Below are 22650 nucleotides of genomic sequence, written 5' to 3' on the forward strand. Positions count from 1 at the left end.
TCATGGCAAGAACAGTAGCTGTCGTCGACTACGGCATGGGCAATCTGCGCTCGGTCTCGCAGGCGGTGCTGCATGTGGCTGCAGGAACCGGCCTGGAGGTCGTCATAACGGCCAAACCGGACGAGGTCTTGGCGGCCGAGCGGGTGGTGCTGCCGGGGCAGGGCGCGATGGCTGAATGCATGCGTGAGCTGCGCGACTCGGGCCTGCGCGAAGCGGTGCTGCACGCCGCCGCCAACAAGCCCTTGATGGGTGTTTGCGTGGGCATGCAAATGCTCTTGGACCACAGCGAAGAGCAGGACACGCCGGGCCTGGGTTTGATTCCTGGCCTTGTGAAGCGCTTCCAGTTGGAAGGGCAGATGCAAGCCGATGGCAGCCGCTACAAGGTGCCGCAGATGGGCTGGAACCGGGTTCGGCAGTCGCAGCCTCATCCGGTCTGGGGTGAGGTGCCTGATGACAGCTACTTCTATTTCGTTCATAGCTTTTATGCCGCGCCGTTAGAAGCGCGCCACAGTGTCGGTGAAACCGATTACGGCGCTCGCTTTACCTCGGCCATCGCCCGGGATAATATTTTTGCCACACAATTTCACCCCGAGAAAAGCGCCGCCCATGGGTTGGCGCTGTATCGGAACTTCCTTGTTTGGAACCCTTGATTATTTTTAGCCGCTCCCGTCATGTTGCTGATCCCCGCTATTGACCTGAAAGATGGTCGCTGTGTCCGCCTCAAGCAAGGCGATATGAATGACTCCACCACCTTCGGCGAAGATCCGGCCGCGATGGCCCGCCGCTGGATCGATGCGGGTGCGCGGCGCCTGCATCTGGTCGATCTGAACGGCGCCTTCGCCGGCAAGCCGGTCAACGAGGGCGCGATCAAGGCCATCTTGCGGGAAGTGAATGGCGAGATCCCGGTGCAACTGGGTGGCGGCATCCGCGACCTCGACACCATCGAGCGCTATTTGGACGCGGGCCTGAGCTACATCATCATCGGCACGGCGGCGGTGAAGAATCCGGGGTTTTTGCAGGATGCGGCGACCGCTTTCGGCGGCCACATCATCGTCGGCCTGGATGCCAAAGACGGCAAAGTCGCAACCGACGGTTGGAGCAAGCTGACCGGCCACGAGGTGATCGATCTGGCGCGCAAGTTCGAGGGCTACGGCATCGAAGGCGTGATCTATACCGACATCGGCCGTGACGGCATGCTCAGCGGCATCAATATCGAGGCGACGGTCAAGCTGGCGCAGGCGTTGTCAATTCCGGTGATCGCCTCTGGCGGCCTGGCCAATCTGGCCGATATCGATGCGCTCTGCGCGGTCGAAGAAGAGGGCATCGAGGGCGTGATCTGCGGCCGCGCGATCTATACCGGCGATCTGGACTTTACGGCGGGTCAAGCGCGCGCCGACGAACTCGGCCTCGGCTGAGGGCTGCGAAAAAATCCATGCTGGCTAAACGCATCATTCCCTGCCTTGACGTGACCGGCGGTCGGGTCGTCAAGGGCATCAATTTTCTAGAGTTGCGTGACGCCGGTGATCCGGTCGAGATCGCCGCCCGCTACAACGAGCAGGGCGCCGACGAGCTGACCTTTCTGGACATCACCGCGACCAGCGACGGGCGCGATCTGATCCTGCACATCATCGAGGCGGTGGCCTCGCAGGTCTTCATCCCGCTGACGGTCGGTGGCGGCGTGCGTGAAGTCGCCGATGTGCGGCGCTTGCTGAATGCCGGCGCCGACAAGGTGTCCTTCAACTCGGCGGCCATCGCTAACCCGCAAGTCATACGGGATTCGTCCGACAAATACGGCGCGCAATGCATCGTCGTCGCGATCGACGCGAAGCGCCGCGCCGATGGTTCGGGCTGGGATGTCTACAGCCACGGCGGGCGCAAGAACGTCGGCCTCGATGCGGTCGCCTGGGCGCGTCAGATGGCCGACTACGGTGCCGGCGAGATATTGCTGACCAGCATGGACCGCGACGGCACCCGCAGCGGTTTTGACTTGGAATTGACCCGCGCCGTCAGCGACGCGGTGGCGGTGCCGGTGATCGCCTCGGGCGGCGTCGGCTCGCTCGAAGACTTGGCCGACGGCGTGCAGATCGGCGGCGCCGATGCGGTCTTGGCCGCCAGCATTTTTCACTACGGCCACCACACCGTCGCCGAGGCCAAGGCCTTGATGGCGGCGCGCGGCATTCCGGTGCGCTTGTGAATCGACCCAGATCCAGCACGGCAGCCAAGGCGATTTCGGCGCAAACGCAGAAGGCTGCCGGCGCTCCGCGCATGGGCGCCCGCGAAGTGCGCATCATTGGCGGGCAATGGAAGCGTTCCAAACTGCCGGTGGCCGACAAGCCCGGCCTGCGCCCCACACCCGACCGCGTGCGCGAAACGCTGTTCAATTGGCTGGGGCAAGACCTGGATGGCTGGCGTGTGTTGGACGCCTTCGCCGGCAGCGGCGCTTTAGGCTTTGAGGCTGCCTCGCGCGGCGCCACCGAGGTCTTGCTGTTGGAGCGCGACGCGGAATTGGCGCGCAGCCTGAGCACCAGCAAGCTCAGATTGAAGGCAGACCACCTACGCGTTGAATGCGGCGATGCCTTGGGTTGGATGGGGCGCTGTGCGCCGGCGCGCTTCGAGCTGATCTTGCTCGACCCACCGTTCCAGCAAGAACTGTTCATGCCGGCCCTGCGGGCGGCAGCACCCTTGTTGGTGCCGGGTGGTTTTGTCTATCTTGAGGCGCCCGACTTGATCGCTGCCCCAGCCGAGTTGGGCCTGGAGGCCTGGCGTTCCGGCAAGGCCGGCGCGGTGCAATTCCAGCTGCTGCGCAAGGTTTGAGTGACAAGGGATAATCGGGGCCACTGAATCCAGGAGCCTCGATTGACCTCTGTGACCCCTCTCACCGCCGTCTATCCCGGCACCTTTGACCCGATGACCTTGGGGCACGAAGATCTGATGCGCCGCGCCAGCCGTTTGTTTGAGCGGCTGATCATCGCTGTGGCCGCAGGCCATCACAAAAAGACCATGTTCTCCGTTGATGAGCGTTTGGAGATAGGTCGCGAGCTGGCGTCCAAATACCCCAATGTCGAGGTGCTGCCCTTCAGCGGGCTGCTGAGCAGCTTCGTGGCAGCCCAAGGCGGCAAGGTGCTGGTACGCGGCCTGCGGGCCGCCAGTGACTTTGACTATGAGTTTCAGATGGCCGGCATGAACCGCCAACTGATGGCCGACGTCGAGACGATTTTCATGCCACCTTCGGATCAATATCAATTCATCAGCAGCACCTTTGTGCGCGAGATTGCCAGCCTCGGCGGTGATGTTTCCAAGTTCGTGTCGGCCTCGGTGCTGCAGCGCTTGAAGAAGCGTCTGCAGACGCCGGGCTGAGGGGAACACTATGGCTCTAATGATTACCGACGAATGCATCAACTGCGATGTGTGCGAGCCCGAATGCCCGAACGAGGCGATTTCGATGGGCGAGGAGTTCTACCAGATCGACCACAGCAAATGCACCGAATGCGTCGGCCATTTCGACGAGCCGCAATGTGTGCAACTCTGCCCGGTGGCTTGCATCCCGGTCAACCCGGCCCATGTGGAAAGCAAAGAGACGCTGATGGGCAAATACTTGCGTTTGACCCAAATCGCCTGAGTTGCTGGTTTCACTTGGGCGTCAATTGGACGCCGATAAACCGTCGCTCATCGCCAAGGGGCTGGTTGGCGCGGCCTTGCATCTTTAGCATCCGCTGGTCTTTGCTAGCAAGCCCTCGGCTACGACCATGTCTTTCCTGAACCGAATCATCTCGCCCGCGCGCTTTGGGCCCGATCTGCTGCGGCTGGTCTTGTGCGCCATCGTCTTTGTCCATGGCATCTACCGTTATGACGAAGGCAGCCTGCCCATCATGGGCAAGCTGTTGGAACTCAGTGGCTTTCCCAAGGGTAGCGGCTACTTCCTGGCCTGTGTTGTGAACCTGGTTGAAACCTTTGGCGCGTTGTTTTTGGCGCTGCGCATCATGGTGTGGCCGCTGTGCGCGGCCTTCTCGGTGATTTACTTCACCGGCATCGTCATCTTCCATGCCCAAGCCGGCTTCTTTGTGGTCGGGCCGGGAACGGATGGCTGGGAATACAGCGCGCTGCTGATTACCTGCTTTGTGGCCGTGGCTTGGGACAACCGCAGCGACCGGTACTGGCCGCTCGGCGAAGCCGGTTGGGTCAAACCCTCAACCCTTAGCGTTTGATCCCCAGCATTGCCCGAGCTTCGTCTGGCGTGGCCACCGGCCGGTCCAACTGCTGCGCGATCAAGGCGATGCGCTCGACTAACTGAGCATTGCTGCGGGCCAGTTCGCCCTTGCGGAAGTAGATATTGTCCTCAAAGCCGACCCGCACATGGCCGCCCAGCACGATGGCCAAGGTGGCCAAGGGCAGTTGCGCCGCGCCAATGCCGGCCACCGTCCAGCTGCTGTCTGGCGGCAATTGCGAGCGCAGATACATCAAGGCTTCCGGCGTGCCGGCCATGCCGCCGGGGATGCCCAGCACGAAGTCGAAGTGCAGCGGGCCATGAACAACACCTCTTTTGAGCCAGCGCAGCGTCGTCGTCAGCATGCCGCTGTCGAAGATCTCGAACTCGGGCTTGACGCCGTATTCAGTCATCGCGGCCGCAAACACTTCCATATCGGCCGGATGGTTCATGAACACATCGCCGCCGAAGTTGACCGTGCCCATCGACAGCGTCGCCATCTCCGGGCGCAGCGTTACCGGAGCCAGCCGCTCTTGCGGCGTCATGCCGACCGCGCCGCCGGTGGACACCTGCACGATCACATCGCAGCGCTCGCGCGTCTTCTCGATGATTTGGCGGTAGATCTCTTTGTCTTGCGTCGAGCTGCCATCGGCCAAGCGGCCGTGCACATGGACGATGGCCGCGCCCTTGCGCGCACATTCGGCCGCTGCATCGGCAATCTCGTCCGGCGTGATCGGCAAGGCCGGCTGCTGCTCGCGCGTGACCTCGGCGCCGGTCAGCGCGGCGGTGATGATCAGCTTGCTGTTCATTTTCTTTGGAAGCCGACCGGCACCACACAAGTACCCGAAGCGCGGCAGACCACGATGGGCTGGGCTAAGACATCGGCGGCCGACACCTGACCCGCGACTTGAGCGGCGCTGATCACCTTGCGTGCCTCGAATACCATCTTGCGCGAGGACTTGCCCATGGACACGATATGCCCGACGGCTTCGATAAAGTCTCCGGCAAATACCGGCGCCAGGAACTCGACCTTGTCATAGGCAACGAACAAACCTTCATCGCCATCGCAGCGGATCAGCAGCTCGGTGGCCACATCGCCGAACAGGCCCAACATGCGCGAGCCGTCGACCAAATTGCCGGCGTAATGGGCGTCGTGGGCGCTCATGCGCAGCCGAATCAAGCTCGTAATTTGCTCAGTCATGCTGCTTTCCTCTTGATCCATTCGTGAATGGCAAAGGACGCGACATCCTCCGCATAGGTCTTGGTGCCAAACCCGGCGTCGTAGCCCAGCTCCTTGGCCAACTCATGGCTGATGCGTGGGCCGCCGACGATCAAGATCACTTTGTCGCGCAGGCCTTCGGCTTCGAGCAAATCGGAAAGCTTGGTCAGATTATCGAGGTGGATGTTCTTTTGCGTCACCACCTGCGAGACCAGAATCACGTCGGCTTTTTCTTCGATCACGCGGCTGATCAAGTCCTCCGAGTCGACTTGTGCGCCCAGGTTGATGGCGCGGATCTCGTGATAACTCTCCAAACCCTTGTGGCCGTTATAGCCCTTCATATTCATGATCGCGTCGATGCCGACGGTGTGCGCGTCGGTCTCGATGCAGGCGCCCACCACCACCATGCGGCGGCCCATTTTCTCGGCGATCAGCGCGTCAATGCCGGCCTTGTCCAGCACTTCGAACTCAGGCTTGGCGACCTTGAGTTTGCTCAGGTCGACCCGGTGCTTGCTCTGGCCGTAAACGACGAAGAAGGAGAAGCCGCTGCCCATCGCTTCGGCATGCACGACGGCAGGCTCCTCCAGGCCCATCTGCAGCGCCAACATCTTGGCGCCCTCCTTGGCGGTTTCGTCCAGCGGCACCGGCAAGGTGAAGGACAGCTGCACGCGGCCATCGTCCAGCGTGTCGCCGTAAGGCTTGACCCATTGCTCGGGAATCTGGTCGTTGATCATGATTTGTTCGGACATCTCACAGCCCTCCCTTCAACATCAAAGCAGGGAAGGGGTTGAAGTAGTCGGCCGCTTTGGCAATCACGCCGTCCAGGCCCTTGCCGCCGGTCGGCGTGCGCGAGATCTCGGCGAAAGTCCCCTTGCTGATCGCAGCGGGCAAGCCCGTCTGCTCGATCTGCGCCAGGATGGCTTCGGTCTCGGCCAGCACTTCCTGCGCCCGCAGCTCGATCTTGCCGCCGCGCTTGAACTCGATCTCGGAATTGAGATCCTTCATGGTGCCGAAGACATAACGCGCATTTTGAATGGCCAGGAAACGGTCCTGAATAAACGGCGTGTGGATCGCCTCGGTCATCATGCCCAGCAGATGGATGTTCTGGTTCGTCAGCGTGCTGACCACATTGAACAAGGTGTCCTGCACATGGCCCTTGAAGATATTGCCGGTCATGTGTTTGGTCGGCGGCATGTACTTCAGGCAGGCATCGGGGAAGACCTGGCGAACCAGCTGTGCGTGCGCGATCTCCCACAAAAAGCCGTTCTCCAGCTCGGGGTGAATCTCGAAGGCATGGCCCAGGCCCATCTGATCGGGCTGCAGGCCCGACAGATAGGCGAACTGCTCGTTGATCAGCTGCGAAGCCAGGACCGTGTGCGCGGCCTCATAGGCATCGGCCGTGGTCAGGTAATTGTCTTCGCCGGTGTTGATGATGATGCCGGCGTAGGCATTGACCATGCGCGAGAAGAACTGGTCAATGAAGGTGCGCTTCATATTGATGTCGCGGAAGATGATGCCGTACATCGAGTCGTTCAGCATCATGTCCAGCCGCTCCATCGCACCCATGGCGGCGATCTCGGGCATGCACAGGCCGGAGCAGTAATTGGTGAGCCGGATGTAGCGGTTCAGCTTCTTGCCGACCCCGTCCAGCGCCGTGCGCATCAGGCGGAAGTTTTCCTGCGTCGCATAAGTGCCGCCGAAGCCTTCGGTGGTGGCGCCGTAAGGCACATAGTCCAAGAGGCTCTGGCCGGTCGAGCGGATCACCGCGATGATGTCGGCGCCTTGCTCGGCGGCGGCGCAGGCCTGCGTCACGTCTTCATAGATATTGCCGGTGGCAACGATCAGATACAGCCAGGGCGTTGGCGCTTCGCCATTACTCTTGATCTCGGCGGCGCGGTAGCTGCGCTGGCCGGCGATCTGCTCGCAGCGGCTTTGCGCCTCGGCCTCGGCCTTGCGGCGAGCGGCCGCGCCGTCTTTGGGGGAAGTTAGCGTCAGCGTGCCGGCGGCCACGGCCTCGGCCACGCCTTGCGCGCTCAAACCCTGCTCCAGCATCGCGCCGGCGACGATCCAGGCGGAACCATGTTGCAACAGGTTTTGCTCCTGCAAATGGCTGACTAGGCGGTTCGGCAGCGGCACATAGTTCTCGTCGACACCGTCCACACCGAGCAAGCGCAGCGTGGCGCGCTCCACCGTCGTGGTGGTGAACTGGCTCATCTCGTCGAAAACGCTGCGTGCAATGCGCCGCGCCGATTCGCGGGCGCGGTCTATCTGCGCGCTATCAAGTTGAAGTTGCGACATCGAGGCCGACTCCTTGTTCTAGTTGTTGTAGTTGTTCATTCAGCACCACGTCACAGACGTCGTAGCCGGGGAAAGAATCGATTGAGCTGGCAAGGAACTCTGAGCCGTCGAAGCTGCCGCCCATCGGTGAAAAAGGGTTCAGCGTCAGGCCCAGGATGCGAATGCTGCGGTAGCCATAAAGGCTGCCGCCTTGTTTGCAAAAGGCCTGCACATCGAGCGCATCGACAAAGAGCTTGGTGCCGTCGGCCACGACGATGTTCAGGCCCGGCTTCATAGCCCCCAGGCTGGACATCGCGCGCCAGAGCTGGCGGCCCACCGCACCGCTGACGGCAATGGTCCCCACGTCTTGCTCGGCAAAACCCATCAACACGGAGGCCGCATTCAGGCTGGCAATCTCGGCCTGGAACAGCGGCGAGCCGTCGCGCGCCCAGATCGCCACGCCGCCCTTGTCAAACAAGTCCTGCACCCGCGCTCCCAGTTCGGCCGGCACGCGCGCAATGCCCAGAATCGCCAGGCGGTCGCGGGTCTTGCGGATCACGTCTTGAATGCCGCCGCCAATCGCAGCTCCTGTGGCCAGAATCACGCCGTCGGCAATTGCCGGCGAGGCATGGTGACTGCGGCCCAAGGCGCCGTCCAGCACCACCAACTCGCAGCCGGCCTGGCGCAGACGTTGAATGACCTTCAGTTGATCGCTGCTGCGCGAGGCGCCGGCGATCTCCATCTCGCCGTATTCCAGCGCCTTGATGATGACGATCTCGCCCATCGGCGAATCGATGCCGGTTTGGCCCAACAGCTTGAAGCGCAGTTTGGAACGCACCAAGGTGTCGCGCGCGGTCGCGACCAGGCTGCCGGGCCAAATCAGCACTGGGGGTTTGGGGAACAAAAAGACCTGATCGCGGTCCTCGCCGTCGCGCCCGATCGAGGTCACGCCGACCGCCACCTGCGCGGCATGGGCCTGCGCCAAGACATGGTTCAGTGCCACCGTCTTGCCGGTGTTCTTGGCCATGCCCATCACGGCCAGCGTCGCTATGCCGCTTTGCCGGATGCGACTCCAGAGCGGCGATGAGGCTCCGAAACTAGACATATTGCTCATCGAACAGTTGGCGCAGCTTGGGGCTCTCGCGCAGCAGCGCCAAGGCGAACTTGGCATGGTCGCGCGCGTAGCCATTGCCGACGATCATCTCGATGTCCTTGCCCACACCCTCGGCGCCCAGGGCGGCGGCGGTGAAGCTGGTGGCCATCGAGAAGAAGTAGATCTTGCCGCCATCGCGTGTGGCCAGGATGCTGGCCATCTCGGTGTTCTGGATATTGACGCAGTTGATCACCACATCGGCCATCCGCCCGCCGGTCACGGCGCTAACGGCTTCCATCAGCGCCACCGCATCGGTCGCGTCGACTTGAAGGGCATGGTCAACCCAGCCCAGCTCGCGCATCCGTTCGCAGTCTTTGGCGAACGGCGAGACGCCGATCACCAGCCCGGCCGGGCCGACGCGCTTCTTGGCCTCGTACACGCACAGCGTGCCCGACTTGCCACCGCCGCCGATCACGACCACGGTGTGGCCGGCCTGCACCAGCCGCGCGGTTTGGGCCGGCGCACCGGCCACGTCCAGGATCGCCAGCGCGACGTTCTCGGGAATGTCGGCCGGCAGCTTGGCGAACAGGCCGGTTTCGAACAAGACGGCACGGCCTTCGATCTCGATCTGGTCCTTGTCCAGATGAATCTTCTTGACCGCATCGATGCGCAGCGGCGTCAGCGACAGCGACACCAGCGTGGCGATTTTGTCGCCAACCTCAAGGTCGATCTTGCCCGCCAGTTTGGCGCCTATTTGCAGCACCGTGCCTATCAACATACCGCCCGAACCGGTCACAGGGTTGTGCATCTTGCCGCGCTCGGTGACCGTGCGGCGCACGATCGCCTCGACGCGGGCCACATCACCCGCAGCCTCTTTTTTGATCTGCGTGAAACTGGCCGAATCGATGTTCAGCGCCGACACGTCGATGAGGATTTCGTTGTCGAAAATCTCCATCGTGTTGTCGATCTTCCAGGCGGGCTGCGGCAGCACGCCCTTGGGTTCGATGACGCGGTGGATGCCGTAAGGCGAAGCAGTCGTCAGAGTCATATGTGTCGCCAACGCTGAATCAGTTGCTGCGAGTAGGCAGACTGTAGTTCTGTCCCAGCCCCGGCATCTCGACCGTCTTGCCGGCGTAGTTGCGGCACTTGATCGTCGTGCCCGTGCCGTCATCCAGCACTTCTTCTTTGACATAGCTCGGGATGATGGGCAGCTTGCCCAGGCCGCCCAGGCCGTCGACGATGAAGGTCGGCACCGCGGGGCCGCTGATCCAGCCACGCAGGCCTTCGTACAGCTCGATCATGCGGTGATGCGGCACGATGAAATGGTGGGCACCCTCGACCATATCGGTCGAGTAGACGTAATAAGGCCTAACGCCCATCTCGATCGACTGCATGAACAGCTCACGCATCACTTCGACGTCATCATTGACACCCTTCAGGCAGACCGTTTGCAGGCCCATCATGATGCCGGCTTTTTGGATCATCTTGACCCGCTCGCGCAGCAGCGGAGTGATTTCCTTGGGGTGGTTGATGTGGATATTGACCATCTGCACCCGGTGCTTTTCCAGCACCGCGCAAAGCTCGGGCGTGATGCGGGTGGGCAGCTGCACCACCATGCGCGAGCCCATGCGCAGGAAGCGCACATGCGGGGCGCGGCGGCGCAGCTCGCCGAGGATGTAGTCCAGGCGCTCGTCGGTGAAGGTCAGCGGGTCGCCGCCGGACAGCAGCACGTCCTGGATCAGCGGGTTGCCGGCGATGTAGTCGATCGAGGCCTCGATCTCGTCCTTGTGCACCGAGCCGGCCGGCTGCGAGACCATGCGCTTGCGGGTGCAAAAGCGGCACAGCGTCGCGCAGGTATTGGAGACCAGGAAGAGCACGCGGCGCGGGTAGCGGTGCACGATGCTGGTGCCGGGAATGGTGTCGCCTTCTTCGCCCAGCTGATCCAGCATGGTGGCGAAGCCGGGTACGGTTTGCTCGTGATGGCTAGGCAGGTATTGCAGACGGATCGGGCAGGCCGGATCGCTCTTGTCCATCAGCTGCGCCATATAAGGCGTCAAGGCCACGGCGAACTTGCTGTAAACAGTCTCATCGACGTTCTCGACGCCGTCCAGCACGCCGTTCAGCTCGGAGTGATGGGTGTAGCGACGGGCGAACTGCTTTTGCCAGGACTCGGCACGCGGGTCGTAGGCGTCCAGCTCAGGGCGAGTCAGTAGCTTGCCGCTGGCGCTAGCGCTTAGGGTCGCGGTGGAAGGGGCTTTGATTTCTACGACTTTTTGCAACATGTGATGTCTCCTGGTGGTCCCCTGATTGCCCATGCGCGGCCTGAGGGTATTGCAGGAATTCTAGAAATCAGTTCGGCCGATTCCTACGCGCATAAAGGCGTTATCGCTCCGATTTTGTCGGTCATAATGACTGACATAAATGCAAAGTGAATGGTGGTCCGCAAGTGGCAACAGGAAATCCGGGAGAACCCGTAGCGGGTCTGGACGGGCTGGACAGGCAGCTTTTGGAGTTGTTGCGCGTCAATGCGCGGCTACCGGTCGTCAAATTGGCCAAGGCCTTGGGCTGCGCGCGCAGCACGGTGCAGTTGCGGCTGAAGGCTTTGGAGGATGGCGGGCACATTACCGGCTACACCATCAGCGTCGCCCAAAGCCGGGCGCGGCCGGGCATCAGGGCGATGGTCTTGATCACGGTCGATTCCAAGCTGGAGCCCGAGGTGGCGCGCGAGCTGACGCGCCGGCATGAGATTCACAAGCTCTATGCGGTCAGTGGGCGTTTTGATTTGTGCGCGATGCTGACGACGGAGTCGACCGAGGAGCTGGATACGCTCTTGGACCGGATTCGGGCGATCAAGGGCGTAGTCGATACGGTGTCGACGATATTGCTGAGCAATAAGTTGGATAGGCCGGAGTAGGGGGGGCGACAGCCGCAGGTCTTGACGGGGCGTCTTGCAACTAGCAAGCGCCCCACCAAGCAAGCCAACTCCGAGTTAGTCGGTCAGATCCGCCGAGAACCAGTTGAGTTTGGAGCCCAGGTCGATGGCCCGAATACGCAGCACATGGCGGCCAGCCTCCAGTCGAATCGGGCCAGCCCCGGCCACGGTCTGCCAGTTCTTGAAACCACCCGTTGCGGGCACGGCCTGCTCCAGCACGGGCTGCCCATCCACGCTCAAGGCCAGACCCTTGCTGCCGGGCAGGCTGGCGACGCGGAAAACGACGCGATAGTTGCCAGCACGCTGGACCTCAATGCTGTATTCGGTCCAACTGTCCTTGGCCATACCGGGTGCTCCACCAGTCAAGTTCAAGCCAGCTTGGCCGCCTGCGTCGTCCATATCCTCTTGCGGCGCGACCTTGCCGATGGAGGCCTTGTCCATCCGGTTGAAGTCCTCCGCCTGAATCCGGCCTGGCAGCGCATGCACCTGGTCGGCCGTCAACACCGGCGCACTGAACTCACTGAAACGATCGCGGTTGACGGCCACTACCGCATAGCTGTGCTTGCGCGCCTGGGAGGCCTCATCCACATAGCGCTGCGCCTTGACGGCTGAGGCAATCCGCACAAAATCGCCGCCGACGCTGTCACTGCGGTAGACGTGATAGCCGAGCACCTTGGGATCGGGGCTGGCAGCCCAAGTCAGCTGAACGTTTCCTTTGTCTCCACTCTGCGTCAGCTGCAAGCCCAGCGGCGGCTGCGGAAAGGGCTGCAGGCTTGCGCGGCGGGCCCGTTCCACGGCTTGAGCCTGCGCTAGCGCTTTCTCGAATGCCAGGGCGGTCGGTGCCGAGAGCTTGTCGGCGGGCTTGTCCAGACTCTGGGCCAGACGGAAGCCTTCAATCACCCCCACCCAATCGAGCGGCATCGCGCCGCGCTGGGTGGCTGTGTTGCCGCGCCAATGCCAGGCGCCGCCGCGCCCGACGCGTTGCTTGCAGTCGCCGTCCAGCCGTGGGCTGCCGTCTGCTGGTGCACCCTCGTAGTTTTCGCTCCAGCAATCTTGCAAATACTCGGACACATTCCCGATCAGGTCGTGCAGCCCCAGCGGGTTGGGCTTGTACATGCCGACGATGCTGGCAAAACCTGCGCCGTCATCGCAGGGCGAAATGCCCCCCATAAAGCCCGTGTAGCTGGCGCCAAAGCGTTCTAGGCCGGCATGCTCGGCCGATTGGTCGGACACATTGGCGAACTCGCAGATGTGCTTCTGGTCGACGTCGTCACCGAAGGGGAAGCCGGCCTTGCCTTTGCCCGCGCTGGCCGCGTACTCCCACTCGGCCTCGCTGGCCAGGCGGTAGCTCTTGCCGGTTTGCTCCGCCAGCCATTTGGCATAGGCGTCGGCGCCGGCCCAGCCTATGCAAACCGCCGGTTGGAACTCGCTATTGGTTAGCTCGTTCTTGTCCCAGGAACCGGGTGTGGGCCCTTGGCCGAACCAGCCCTGATTCGGCTGATGTATGCATTGGTCGGGCGCCTTGTAGCCGGTCGCTTCAATGAAGCGGCGGAATTCGGCCACGGTGACTTCGTACTTGGCCACCTTGAAGGCTTTGATCTTGACCTTGTGGATGGGCAGGGCGCTGGCGTCTTGCACGGTCTCGCCCATATAGGGTTTGCCGCCGCCCATTTGGAATTCGCCGCCGGGGACGGTCACCATCGGCGGCTCGATGTAGGCAGCCGGTGCAGGAGTAGCTGCAGCAAAGGCTTGTTGGATGCTCAGGCCAAGGAGCGATAGGGCCAGGATGTGGGGTGTGTTCATGCCCTCATTCTGCGAATTCGTCGGCCGGCCCGCTGGGCCAAGCGACGAAAGCGCCTCCAATGCGGATGAACTCGTTTGGGCTGCGACGAGTTCGGCGCGATGCTGACGCATGCGCAAGCTCTACAGCCGCCACAAGTCCCCATAGCGCGGCGGTTTGGGCCAAATTGCAGCAGTCGGCAAGACCTGACCCTGCTCGGCCCGCCAACGCCGCGCCAGCATCCAACCGCCGTGGCTGATCACCAAACAAGCACCAGCTTGCGGCTGCCAGTTACCGGCGCGCACCAGCAGCTCGGCGAGCGTCTCGCCGTCGCCCGGCGCGTAGGCCACAAAGTCGGCAACCCAGGCATCGACCTCGGCGCGCGCGATCTGCTCCCAGGCGCGGCCATCCCAAGCGCCGAAGTCCAGCTCCAGCAAGGCCGAGTCTTGCTGATGGCGCCAGCCCCAGGCCTTCAGCCAGGCGCCGACTTCGGCACAGCGGCGTAGCGGCGAGCTATAGATGATTTTGGGCAGGCGTTCACGCTGCGCCAGCTTTTGAATTCGCCTGGCCAGGCGTTTGCTGCGCCGCCAATGCACCGGTAAGTCGGTGCCGGCGCCTATGCAGCGGCCGGTCGCTCCGTCGGGCCGTGCATGACGCCACACCCACAGGCCTTCAGAAGACATTCAACAGGGCCAAAAAGCTCAACAAGACGCCCAGCTCTACCACTTGCTGGGTGGCGCCGAGGTTGTCGCCGGTGTAGCCGCCCAAGCGGCGATCCAGCCAGCCCTGCATATAAAGCGTTAGGCCGGCGGCGCTCAAAAGGGCGAACATCAGGCTTGGCAACAGCTGCGGCATCAAAACCAGCAGGCCCAGGCCAGCGGCCATGACCCAGGCAAACGCGATGCTCAGCGTCAGGCCATTGGCTTGCGTGGCCAGCGGTTTCGCTTTTGCGTGCTCGGCGTCGCCGGCATAGCTGAGGCTGTGCATCAGCCAGACCGGTGCGGCGCGCGAGGTGCCATGCGCCCAAATCGTCAGCAAGGCAGCCAACTCCGGGCTGGCTTCAATAAGTGCCAATAGCGCCGCGGCCTTCAGCCCCAGCATCAAGATCAGGCCCAGTGAGCCATAGCTGCCGATGCGCGAGTCCTTCATGATGGTCAGCGCGCGCTCGCGGCTGACGCTGCCGCCCAGACCGTCGCAGGTGTCGGCCCAACCATCTTCGTGGAAGCCGCCGGTCATCCAGACGCTGGCCGCCATGCTCAGGCCCACGGCGACGGCGGGCGGCCACACCCACAAGGCCAGCCAGAGCACCAGGCCGGCGAAGGTGCCTATGAACAAACCTACGGCGGGGAAGTAGCGCGCGCATTGCTGCAACCAGATCGGCTCAAATCCCACCCAGGCCGGCGTTGGGCAACGGCTGAAGAATTGCAGGGCGATGAAGAAGAGACGCAGTTCGTGCAGCAAATAAGTCATGGAAGAAGGGGCGACCCCAAGTCAGGGTGGGTGCTCAGGCAGGCCCGCACTCTACCTCGACCCATGACGTTGTGCGCTCAAGCGTCCGGGTAGCGCCTGTAGATCTCGTGCACGGCATCCAAGTTGTCAAACAGTTGCTGCACCAGGCCCGGGTCGAATTGCTTGCCGGATTGCTCGGTGATATAGCCCAAAGCGGCATCGAATTCCCAGGCCTCTTTGTAGCAACGCCCACTGACCAAGGCATCAAGCACATCGGCCAGCGCCACGATGCGCCCGGCGATATTGATCTGGTCGCCGATCAGGCCGCGCGGGTAGCCGGCTCCGTCCCAGCGTTCATGGTGCTCATGCGCAATGATGGCGCCGAGTTGCAGGATGCGTTTATCGGACTTGCTGAGTAGCTCGAAGCCGATGCGGGCGTGGGTTTGCATGACTTCCCATTCCTCGGCGTCGAGCTTGCCTGGCTTGTTCAAGACTCGGTCCGGAATGCCGATTTTGCCCACGTCATGCAGCGGAGCGGCTTGCCGCATGAATTCGACGTCACTGGCCCGCATGCCCGAGGTCTCGGCCAGCAAGGCGGAGAGTTCACCGACCCGTCGCACATGGGCGCCGGTTTCCTTGGAGCGGCGCTCTACCGCTTCGCCGAGTATGAAAACGGTCGAGCGCTGGGTTTCTTGGATTTCCTCGCGCAGCAACAGCGACTCATAGGTGATGGCGACATTGGCGCAAAAGATTTCGAGCAGTTCGCGTGCTTGCGCGTCGACCGGGTCTGAGAACTGCATATAGAGCAGGGTCTCGTTGTCGGTGCTGCTGCGGTAGTAACCGATGAAATGGTGAGCGTCAAAGTAGCCGGTCTGGTCGATCAGCGCGCGATCCAAGGCGGTTTTGACTTCGGGCGGCAGATTGCAGATTTCGTCATCGACCAGCAGGCGCGAATAGTCAGCGGTGGCGGCCAGTACCTTCAGATGACCTTCGCAGTTACTGGCCGCATAGGCCGAAACCCGGCTGGCACACAGTGCCCGCGCATCCATGCCCAGCAGATGAGTCACTTGCTCCAGCACGGCCGAGGCAAAGCGGCGCAGGTTTTGCGAGTCATAGACGCGCGTAATCGCGTCGATCGAGCGGCGCAGCGCCTGGCGCGACTGCTCGATGATCATGATGTCGCGGTAGCTGCGCAGAGCCGCGTAAAACACCGTGATCAGCTTGCGCTTGGTCAGTTCGGTTTTTTCTTTGTAGTCGTTGATGTCATAGGTCTTGATGACATGCTCTTCCGGCGCCTGGCCCGGTTGCCCGGTGCGCAGCACGATGCGCACATGGTTGTTCTTCAACTCATCGCGGATGTAGCGGGCCACGTCCAGGCCGGCATGTTCGGACTCCATCACCACGTCGAGCAGGATCAAAGCCACATCGTTGCGTGATTTCAGCAACTCGCGCGCTTCGATGCCGCTGTAGGCATCGAGGAACTGCAGACGCCGACCCGAAAACTCAAAGTCCGCCATCACCAACTGCGTCACCTGATGCACGGCGACGTCGTCGTCCACAATCATCACCACCCAGGGCTCAAGCGGCTTCGGCGCCGCCTCGTCGCTGTCCGGCGCCGGCAATTCGTCTGCAAAAACCAAGTCTGTCATGGGACGCCTTTTGTTTGAGCGGGGCGGAGCTGCTTGCAGGCAGCAGCTCCGAAGCTAGGGATTGTGCGAAAGCTATTGCGCTGATTATGGCCATGCTTTGGCCGAAGTAAACAGGGATATGGCAGGAATCCCGTGCAGATTCAGCGGCAAATCAAGCTTGCTGACTGACCCCCGCCGACTCGAAGCTGGCCATCTCGCTCAGAATCAGGCAAGCCGAGCTCAGCAGCGGCCAAGCCAGGGCCGCTCCCGAGCCTTCGCCCAGGCGCAGGCCCAAATCCAGCAGCGGCTCAGCGCCCAGCGCCTCCAGCATCAAGCGGTGCCCCGATTCTTCCGAGCGGTGTGCAAACACGCAACGCTCCAGCACGGCCGGCTGCAAAGCGGCCGCCACCAGCACGGCCGCGCTGGCGATGAAGCCGTCCACCACGATCACGCGCCGCTCCAGTGCGGCTTGCAGCACCGCGCCCACCATCATGGCGATCTCAAAGCCGCCAAAAGCCGCCAGGGCTTGCAGCGGCTCGGTGGCTTGCGCGTGGCGCTGCAGCACGGCGCCCAGCGTGTCCAGCTTGCGCTGCAGACCGGCGTCGTCCAGGCCGGTGCCGCGGCCGGTGCAGCGCTCGACGGCCAAGTTTTGCAAACGCGCCAGCAGCAGCGCAGCGCTGGAGGTGTTGCCAATGCCCATCTCCCCCAGCAGCAAGGCATTGCCGGGCTGCCTGGCCAGCAAGGTCTTGCCGGCTGCGATGGCCGTGGCGCATTGATCCGTCGTCATCGCCGGCTGCTCCGCGCTGTCCGCCGTGCCGGCGGCAATCTTGGCGATGAGCAGGCCGGCGCGCGGCGCGAAGTCATGCGCGACGCCGGCATCCACCACCGTCAGCTTCAGACCATGCTGGCGCGCCAGCACGCTGACCGCCGCCCCGCCGGCCAGAAAGTTCTCCACCATCTGCCAAGTCACATCGCTGGGGTAGGCCGACACACCGCGCCGCGCCAAGCCATGGTCGCCGGCAAACACCATTAACTGCGGCTCGCGCAAGGCGGGCGTCTCGCTGCCCAGGATCAGGCCGATGCGCAGCATCAGGCGCTCCAAGTGACCGAGGGCGCCCAGCGGCTTGGTCTTGCCGTCGATACGGCGCTGCAGGGCAGCACTCAGAGCGGGGTTTTGCAGCGAGGGGATTTGGGGGATCAGGTTTTGCATATAGGGATAGAACTGTCTGAGACAAAAGCTTGGATGGCGGCCAGCACTTGGACGGCCCCGCGTTCGATGGCCATAGGGCCGGGGGCCAGGATGTCGGCCGATTTGATTTCAAGCAGGCGCGCGCCCAGTTCGGCAAAGCCCGGGCGAGCCAGAACCTTGTCCGGCACAAAGCGTTTGCCGCACCAGCTGCCGAGAATCAGCTCCGGTCTGCGGGCGAGGATGTCCTCGGCGCTCACGATGCGGTCGCGCGCCAAGCCGGCACGCGCCTTGTCGGCAAAGATGTCTATGCCGCCGGCCAATTCGATGATTTCACTGACCCAGCCGATGCCGCAGATGATGGGATCGTCCCACTCCTCGAACAGCACGCGCGGTCGGCGCGGCAGCAGCGCGGCTGCGGCGGCAATGCCGTCCTGGCAGGCTTGCAATTGTTCACACAAGGCTTTGGCTGCGACCTCTTTTTCGACCAAGTCGCCCAGCCGCAGCACCATGGCGTGGATTCCTGCCAGGTCGCGGTGGTTGAACCACAAGGTGGCCAGGCCGGCTCGCTCGCACTCGTCCAGCAGCGGCCGCTGCAGGTCAGAAAATCCGATCACCAGATCCGGCTGCACCGCCAGGATCTTGTCCAATTTCATGCTGGTGAAGCCGCTGATCTTGGGCTTTTCCTGGCGCGCCTCGGGCGGGTAGACGGTGTAGCCGGAGATGCCGGCGATATGGTGTTGCGCGCCCAGTCGGTAAAGCGTGTCGACCGCCTCGGTGGACAGACAGGCAATGCGGCGAGGCACGCTCATGGCTGGGCCTCTTGCTTGAGCAATCCCATCAGCACGCCGGGCTGAAAATGCTGTTCGATGAAGTCGGCCAGGCCGTCGAAGACCGCGTCCAGCCCCGGCTGCTCGGCGCCGAACAAGGCACGCATGACCGCGTCTTGCTCGAACAGGCCGTGGGCGTAACAGCCCAGCACCGAGCCTTGGCTCCAGCCTATCGCGTCACCGAGCTCATTGCGCACGGCGACCACCGCGGCGGCCATGGCCGGATGCTGCGCGGTGCGGCCGTGATGAATCTCATAACCCGCAGCCTCGACGCCCGCGAGCGCGCCCCAGGGCTCGGCGAGCGCGCCGAAACGCAGCGCGCAAGGCTTGAGGAGTTTGTCCCGCTCAAACTGCGTGACCAGTGGCAGCAGACCCAGGCCGGGCGCATTGCCGTCGAGCTGATAGGGGTCGAGCAGACTTTCACCGAGCATTTGCAGGCCGCCGCAGATGCCCAGCAGCGCCTTGCCGGCCGCCGCATGTTGGGCAATGGGCAGATCGAGCTTTTGCGAGCGCAGCCAAGCGAGGTCGGCCGCCACCGCCTTGGAGCCCGGCAGGATGATCCAGTCGGCGCCTTCTAGCTGCGCCGGCGTGCGCGCCCAACTCAGGCGCACATTCGGCAGCGAGCGCAGGGGCTGGAATTCGTCCAGATTGGACATGCGCGGGTAGGCGACGATGGCGATCTTCAGCCCGCTGCCGGTCGGTGTGTCGTCAAAAACTCCGTCCTCTTCGGGCAGGCCGTGGCCGCGCCACATCGGCAGCACGGCGACGGTGGGCACGCCGGTCAGCGCCTGCAACTGCTCGGGTCCTGGCGCCAGCAGCGACGCGTCGCCTCGGAAGCGATTCAGCACATAACCCTTGATCAAAGCGCGCTCATGCGGGGGCAGCAGCTGATGCGTGCCATAGAGATGGGCAAAGGCACCGCCGCGGTCGATATCGGTGACCAACAAGCAGGCGGCTCGGGCCTCCAGCGCGCAGCGCATATTGACGTAATCGCTGCTGTGCAGATTGATCTCGGCCGGTGAGCCTGCACCCTCAATGACGACCACATCGTTCTCGGCCAGCAATTCATGCAGGGGCGGCCGCGCACGCAGCCAGAGCAACTCGCTGCGCTGGCGCCAGGGCATATCGGTCAGGGCGCTGTCCACCTCGCCTAGCACGATCACCTGCGAGGCAGTGTCTTTTTCGGGCTTGAGCAAGACCGGGTTCATGCGCACCTCGGGTGTGCGGCGCGCGGCCAGCGCTTGAAAGTACTGCGCCGAGCCGATCTCGCCCATACGTCCGTACAAGCCGGCGCCGAGCGCCGGGCCGCTCCCAAGCGAGGCCGCGCCCCCTCGGGGGGCCGCCTGCGTACCCGCAGGCCAGGGGCTCATCACGACGCGGGCGTTATTGCTCATGTTCTGCGCTTTGTAGGGCGCGACTTTGAGGCCTTGGCGGGCGTAGTAGCGGCACAGCGCGGTGGCCAGCCAGCTTTTGCCCGCGCCGCTGGTCGTGCCCAGCACCATCACTGCCTTGGCTGTCATGTTTGCAATTCCTTCAGCGCATATTGCAGCGCATGTTGTGCCTCGGGCATTTGAGTCGACAGGCGCACCCAGCCGGGCAGGCCAAAAGATGTCGCATCGCGCAGCTTGATGCCGCGCTCGCGCAGCGGGCCCAGCAAGCCCGCTTGGCCCGGCTTGGCCAGCCAGAAGTTGGTGCATGTGGGTCGCTGCTGCCAACCCAATGCGGCCAGCATCTCCCGCTGATCAGCACGCCAGGTGAGCAACTGCGCCTTGGCCTGGCGCAGATGGCTGAGCGTCGCGTCGCTATGCCAATGCATCAGCAGACTGAGCCCCTCGCTGGACAAGACCCAGCTGGCTGCGAGGCCTGCCACTTCAGGACTCAAGCGCCCCGAGGCCGGCGCCAGCAGATAGGCCGCCCTCACGCCGGTCAGGGCCAGCGCCTTGTTGGGGCAGACCAGGCGCCAAGCTTGTTCCGCCATGGCTTGAGGCAGGCAGTTGGTGCCGTCCAGGCGCAGGGGCTTATAAGCGCAGTCGATCGCCAGCAGCGCGCCGCTGCGCTGCAAGGCTGCGTCCAGGGCGAGCCAGTCGGCGGCCTTGAGGCTATCTCCCGTCGGGTTGCAGGGCTCGCACACCCACACCAAGGCGGGCGTTCGCAGAGCCTGGCTCAGCTTTTGCACGTCGGCATAACGATGCACCTGCAGGCCCAGGGCGCTTGCCGCCGCCGCATAGTCGCCAAAACCGGGCTGCGGTACCCAGACCTCGCTCAGACCGCTGAGCCGCGCGGCCAAGCTCAGACGCCGTATCGCTTCGGCGCCGCCCGAGGCCGGCAAGACGCGGTGAGTGCCCACCTCCTCGGCCGCAGCGAGATGCGCGCGCAGTGCCGCGTAGCTGGGGTCGGGGTAGCGGCTGCGGTCGGCCGTCAAGACCGCCTGCAGCAAGAGCGGCGGCGCGCCCAGCGGGCCGGCGTTGCTGGAGAAATCAAAGGCAGCAGCGGGGCCGCTGTCGCTGCCGCCATGCTCTGTATTCACAGGCCACCTCTCAATGCAGCAGCGCCCAGCATCAGCATCAGTGCAGACGCCAGCATCGCTTTGAGCGCCAGGGCTTGCGCGCGGGCGATGTCGCCGCTGGCCGCTTCGGCGCCGGCCTCGTTCAAGACATAGACGCCCGGCTTGGCCAGGCGCAGCTGCAAGCGCAGCGCCATCGCGGCCATCGGCCAGCCGCTATTGGGCGACGGCGTCTTGCGTGCTTGCCGCCACAACGCTCCCATAAGCGGAGGGCGCAGCCCCAGTAGAGCCAAGCCGGTGATGCGGGCCGGCAGCCAGGACAGCACATCGTCGGCACGGGCGGCCCATTTGCCGGCCCATTCCCACTCGCCCCGATAGCCCCACATCGCATCCGCCGTGTTGGCAAAGCGGTAAATCGCAGCCCCCGGCAGGCCGGCCAGCATGAACCAGAACAGCGGCGCGACGACCGAGTCGTTGAGGTTCTCGGCCAGGGTTTCGATCGCGGCCTCGCGCACCTGTGAGGCATTCAAGTTGCCGGTATCCCGGCTGACCAGACGCGCCAAGCGAGCCCGACCGGCCGGCAGTGATTCGGCCAACGCCCGCTCCACCGCGCCGACCTCGTCGCTGAGCATTCGCCAGGCCAGCATGGGCTTCAAGAGCAGGCCCAAGAGCAGCGCGCAGCCCAGCAAACCCACCCAGCCCTCCCAGGGCTTGAAGGCATAGATCAGCGAGGTCTCCAGCAGCGCAGCGAGCACGCCGATATTGAGCGCGCCGACCCACCAGATCACAGCGCCAGCCGTCAAGGCGGCGCTGGGTGCCAGCGTCAGCAGGCGCCTGGAGAAGAGGCCCAAGAAGCGACCAAAGGCCACCACTGGATGCCAGCGCGCCGGCGGCTCGCCCCAGGCGCGGTCAACGCATAGCGCGACCAGCATGGCAAGCGGCAATCGCCAGGGCATCAGATCCATTCTTCAATCCTCGATGCCGCGCTGCGCCGGCACACCGGCCTTGAAATGATGTTTGACCAAACTCATCTCGGTGACGGTATCGGCCAGCGCAATCAGCTCATCCGGCGCGTTACGTCCGGTCAAGACCACATGCACATGGGCGGGGCGCTCGCGCAGCGCCTGCAAGACCGGCTCCAGCGGCAGCCAGCCATAGCGCAGCGGATACATGATCTCGTCCAGCACGACCAGGAAATGTTCGCCGGCGCGAATCGTCGCCTCGGCGCGCGCCCAGCCATCACGCGCCAATTGCCCGGAGTGCTCCAGGTCCTTGCTCTTCCACGAGAAGCCGTCGCCCAGACCTTCGATCGGCACACCAAGCTGCTCGAACATGCGGTGCTCGCCGAAGCGGGCGCTGGGCACCTTCATAAATTGATAGATCTTGACCGCCTTGCCGCGCCCATGGGCGCGCAGCGCCAGGCCAAAGGCGGCCGTGCTCTTGCCCTTGCCGTCGCCGGTGTGGACGAAGATCAGGCCGCGGCGTTCGGCGGTCGGGATGACGCGTTCGCGATCGACGGGGGGGGCAATGATTTCCATGGATTTGTAGC

The 22650-nt window shown here is 63.5% G+C and carries 25 protein-coding genes; 8 read left to right on the forward strand and 17 right to left on the reverse strand.

Annotated elements, in window-relative coordinates; all coding sequences use genetic code 11:
* The first annotated feature begins 2 nt into the window (after positions 1–2).
* The 7 genes from hisH to PRZ03_RS08845 all read left to right on the forward strand — a co-directional run bounded on the left by hisH (position 3) and on the right by PRZ03_RS08845 (position 4205).
* Positions 3–650, forward strand: a complete 648-nt coding sequence (gene hisH / locus PRZ03_RS08815) for an imidazole glycerol phosphate synthase subunit HisH (RefSeq protein ID WP_273599960.1) — start codon at positions 3–5, stop codon at positions 648–650.
* Positions 651–671: 21 nt separating this feature from the next.
* Positions 672–1415 (forward strand): 1-(5-phosphoribosyl)-5-[(5-phosphoribosylamino)methylideneamino]imidazole-4-carboxamide isomerase, encoded by a 744-nt coding sequence (hisA, locus tag PRZ03_RS08820; protein ID WP_273599961.1) that lies wholly within the window; start codon positions 672–674, stop codon positions 1413–1415.
* A gap of 17 nt (positions 1416–1432) precedes the next feature.
* The gene (gene hisF / locus PRZ03_RS08825; protein ID WP_273599962.1) at positions 1433–2194 is read left to right on the forward strand and encodes an imidazole glycerol phosphate synthase subunit HisF; all 762 of its coding nucleotides are present in this window, start codon (positions 1433–1435) and stop codon (positions 2192–2194) included.
* A complete protein-coding gene (rsmD, locus tag PRZ03_RS08830) occupies positions 2191–2814 on the forward strand; it encodes a 16S rRNA (guanine(966)-N(2))-methyltransferase RsmD (RefSeq protein WP_409993943.1) in 624 nt (207 codons plus the stop codon). Before hisF ends, rsmD begins: the two co-directional genes overlap by 4 nt.
* Before the next feature lie 42 nt (positions 2815–2856).
* Positions 2857–3357: a pantetheine-phosphate adenylyltransferase gene (gene coaD, locus PRZ03_RS08835; protein ID WP_273599963.1), complete on the forward strand. Its 501-nt coding sequence runs from the start codon at positions 2857–2859 to the stop codon at positions 3355–3357.
* A gap of 10 nt (positions 3358–3367) precedes the next feature.
* Positions 3368–3619, forward strand: a complete 252-nt coding sequence (locus tag PRZ03_RS08840) for a YfhL family 4Fe-4S dicluster ferredoxin (RefSeq protein WP_263533827.1) — start codon at positions 3368–3370, stop codon at positions 3617–3619.
* Between the two features lie 127 nt (positions 3620–3746).
* On the forward strand, positions 3747–4205 hold the full coding sequence (locus tag PRZ03_RS08845) for a DoxX family protein (protein ID WP_263533828.1): 459 nt from the start codon (positions 3747–3749) through the stop codon (positions 4203–4205).
* Here the strand turns inward: PRZ03_RS08845 and kce are convergent.
* Genes kce through PRZ03_RS08880 form a run of 7 tightly spaced genes read right to left on the reverse strand, consistent with a single transcriptional unit; the run spans position 4195 to position 11075 of the window.
* Positions 4195–5013, reverse strand: a complete 819-nt coding sequence (gene kce, locus PRZ03_RS08850) for a 3-keto-5-aminohexanoate cleavage enzyme (protein WP_273599964.1) — start codon at positions 5011–5013, stop codon at positions 4195–4197. The two genes, PRZ03_RS08845 and kce, sit on opposite strands and share 11 nt — an antisense overlap.
* Positions 5010–5405: a 3-aminobutyryl-CoA ammonia lyase gene (gene kal, locus PRZ03_RS08855; RefSeq protein ID WP_273599965.1), complete on the reverse strand. Its 396-nt coding sequence runs from the start codon at positions 5403–5405 to the stop codon at positions 5010–5012. The genes kce and kal overlap by 4 nt, the downstream gene beginning before the upstream one ends.
* Positions 5402–6172, reverse strand: coding sequence for a lysine 5,6-aminomutase subunit beta (gene kamE, locus PRZ03_RS08860; RefSeq protein WP_273599966.1), 771 nt, complete (start codon positions 6170–6172; stop codon positions 5402–5404). Before kamE ends, kal begins: the two co-directional genes overlap by 4 nt.
* Position 6173: 1 nt before the next feature.
* Complete coding sequence (gene kamD / locus PRZ03_RS08865; protein ID WP_273599967.1) at positions 6174–7721, reverse strand: lysine 5,6-aminomutase subunit alpha; 1548 nt, start codon at positions 7719–7721, stop codon at positions 6174–6176.
* Positions 7702–8805 carry a lysine 5,6-aminomutase reactivase subunit KamB gene (gene kamB / locus PRZ03_RS08870; protein ID WP_273599968.1) on the reverse strand — a complete coding sequence of 368 codons (1104 nt, stop codon included), beginning with the start codon at positions 8803–8805 and terminating at the stop codon, positions 7702–7704. Before kamB ends, kamD begins: the two co-directional genes overlap by 20 nt.
* Positions 8798–9841 (reverse strand): L-erythro-3,5-diaminohexanoate dehydrogenase, encoded by a 1044-nt coding sequence (kdd, locus tag PRZ03_RS08875; RefSeq protein WP_273599969.1) that lies wholly within the window; start codon positions 9839–9841, stop codon positions 8798–8800. Before kdd ends, kamB begins: the two co-directional genes overlap by 8 nt.
* Before the next feature lie 19 nt (positions 9842–9860).
* Positions 9861–11075: a KamA family radical SAM protein gene (locus PRZ03_RS08880; protein WP_273599970.1), complete on the reverse strand. Its 1215-nt coding sequence runs from the start codon at positions 11073–11075 to the stop codon at positions 9861–9863.
* A 164-nt stretch (positions 11076–11239) separates the two neighbouring features.
* Between PRZ03_RS08880 and PRZ03_RS08885 the strand changes: the two genes are divergently transcribed.
* A complete protein-coding gene (locus PRZ03_RS08885; RefSeq protein ID WP_273599971.1) occupies positions 11240–11707 on the forward strand; it encodes an Lrp/AsnC family transcriptional regulator in 468 nt (155 codons plus the stop codon).
* 75 nt (positions 11708–11782) lie between these two features.
* On the opposite strand, the gene PRZ03_RS08890 is transcribed toward PRZ03_RS08885, so the two are convergent.
* From PRZ03_RS08890 to cobO, 10 genes are all read right to left on the reverse strand, one after another.
* On the reverse strand, positions 11783–13528 hold the full coding sequence (locus tag PRZ03_RS08890; RefSeq protein ID WP_273599972.1) for an SUMF1/EgtB/PvdO family nonheme iron enzyme: 1746 nt from the start codon (positions 13526–13528) through the stop codon (positions 11783–11785).
* A gap of 120 nt (positions 13529–13648) precedes the next feature.
* On the reverse strand, positions 13649–14188 hold the full coding sequence (locus PRZ03_RS08895; RefSeq protein ID WP_273599973.1) for a histidine phosphatase family protein: 540 nt from the start codon (positions 14186–14188) through the stop codon (positions 13649–13651).
* Positions 14178–14975, reverse strand: a complete 798-nt coding sequence (locus PRZ03_RS08900; RefSeq protein WP_273599974.1) for an adenosylcobinamide-GDP ribazoletransferase — start codon at positions 14973–14975, stop codon at positions 14178–14180. The genes PRZ03_RS08895 and PRZ03_RS08900 overlap by 11 nt, the downstream gene beginning before the upstream one ends.
* Positions 14976–15052: 77 nt before the next feature.
* Positions 15053–16603, reverse strand: a complete 1551-nt coding sequence (locus PRZ03_RS08905) for a DUF3369 domain-containing protein (protein ID WP_273599975.1) — start codon at positions 16601–16603, stop codon at positions 15053–15055.
* Positions 16604–16754: 151 nt separating this feature from the next.
* Positions 16755–17792, reverse strand: a complete 1038-nt coding sequence (gene cobT / locus PRZ03_RS08910) for a nicotinate-nucleotide--dimethylbenzimidazole phosphoribosyltransferase (RefSeq protein WP_273599976.1) — start codon at positions 17790–17792, stop codon at positions 16755–16757.
* Positions 17780–18580 (reverse strand): ABC transporter substrate-binding protein, encoded by an 801-nt coding sequence (locus PRZ03_RS08915; RefSeq protein WP_273599977.1) that lies wholly within the window; start codon positions 18578–18580, stop codon positions 17780–17782. The genes cobT and PRZ03_RS08915 overlap by 13 nt, the downstream gene beginning before the upstream one ends.
* On the reverse strand, positions 18577–20118 hold the full coding sequence (locus PRZ03_RS08920) for a cobyric acid synthase (protein WP_273599978.1): 1542 nt from the start codon (positions 20116–20118) through the stop codon (positions 18577–18579). The genes PRZ03_RS08915 and PRZ03_RS08920 overlap by 4 nt, the downstream gene beginning before the upstream one ends.
* Entirely contained in the window at positions 20115–21125 is a 1011-nt protein-coding gene (locus PRZ03_RS08925) for an aminotransferase class I/II-fold pyridoxal phosphate-dependent enzyme (protein ID WP_273599979.1), read from the reverse strand. The genes PRZ03_RS08920 and PRZ03_RS08925 overlap by 4 nt, the downstream gene beginning before the upstream one ends.
* The gene (gene cbiB / locus PRZ03_RS08930) at positions 21122–22066 is read right to left on the reverse strand and encodes an adenosylcobinamide-phosphate synthase CbiB (RefSeq protein ID WP_273599980.1); all 945 of its coding nucleotides are present in this window, start codon (positions 22064–22066) and stop codon (positions 21122–21124) included. The genes PRZ03_RS08925 and cbiB overlap by 4 nt, the downstream gene beginning before the upstream one ends.
* A 3-nt stretch (positions 22067–22069) precedes the next feature.
* Entirely contained in the window at positions 22070–22639 is a 570-nt protein-coding gene (gene cobO, locus PRZ03_RS08935; RefSeq protein WP_273599981.1) for a cob(I)yrinic acid a,c-diamide adenosyltransferase, read from the reverse strand.
* Positions 22640–22650: the final 11 nt, after the last annotated feature.

This window comes from Roseateles albus, assembly GCF_028595345.1.
Lineage (GTDB): Bacteria > Pseudomonadota > Gammaproteobacteria > Burkholderiales > Burkholderiaceae_C > Paucibacter_A > Paucibacter_A albus.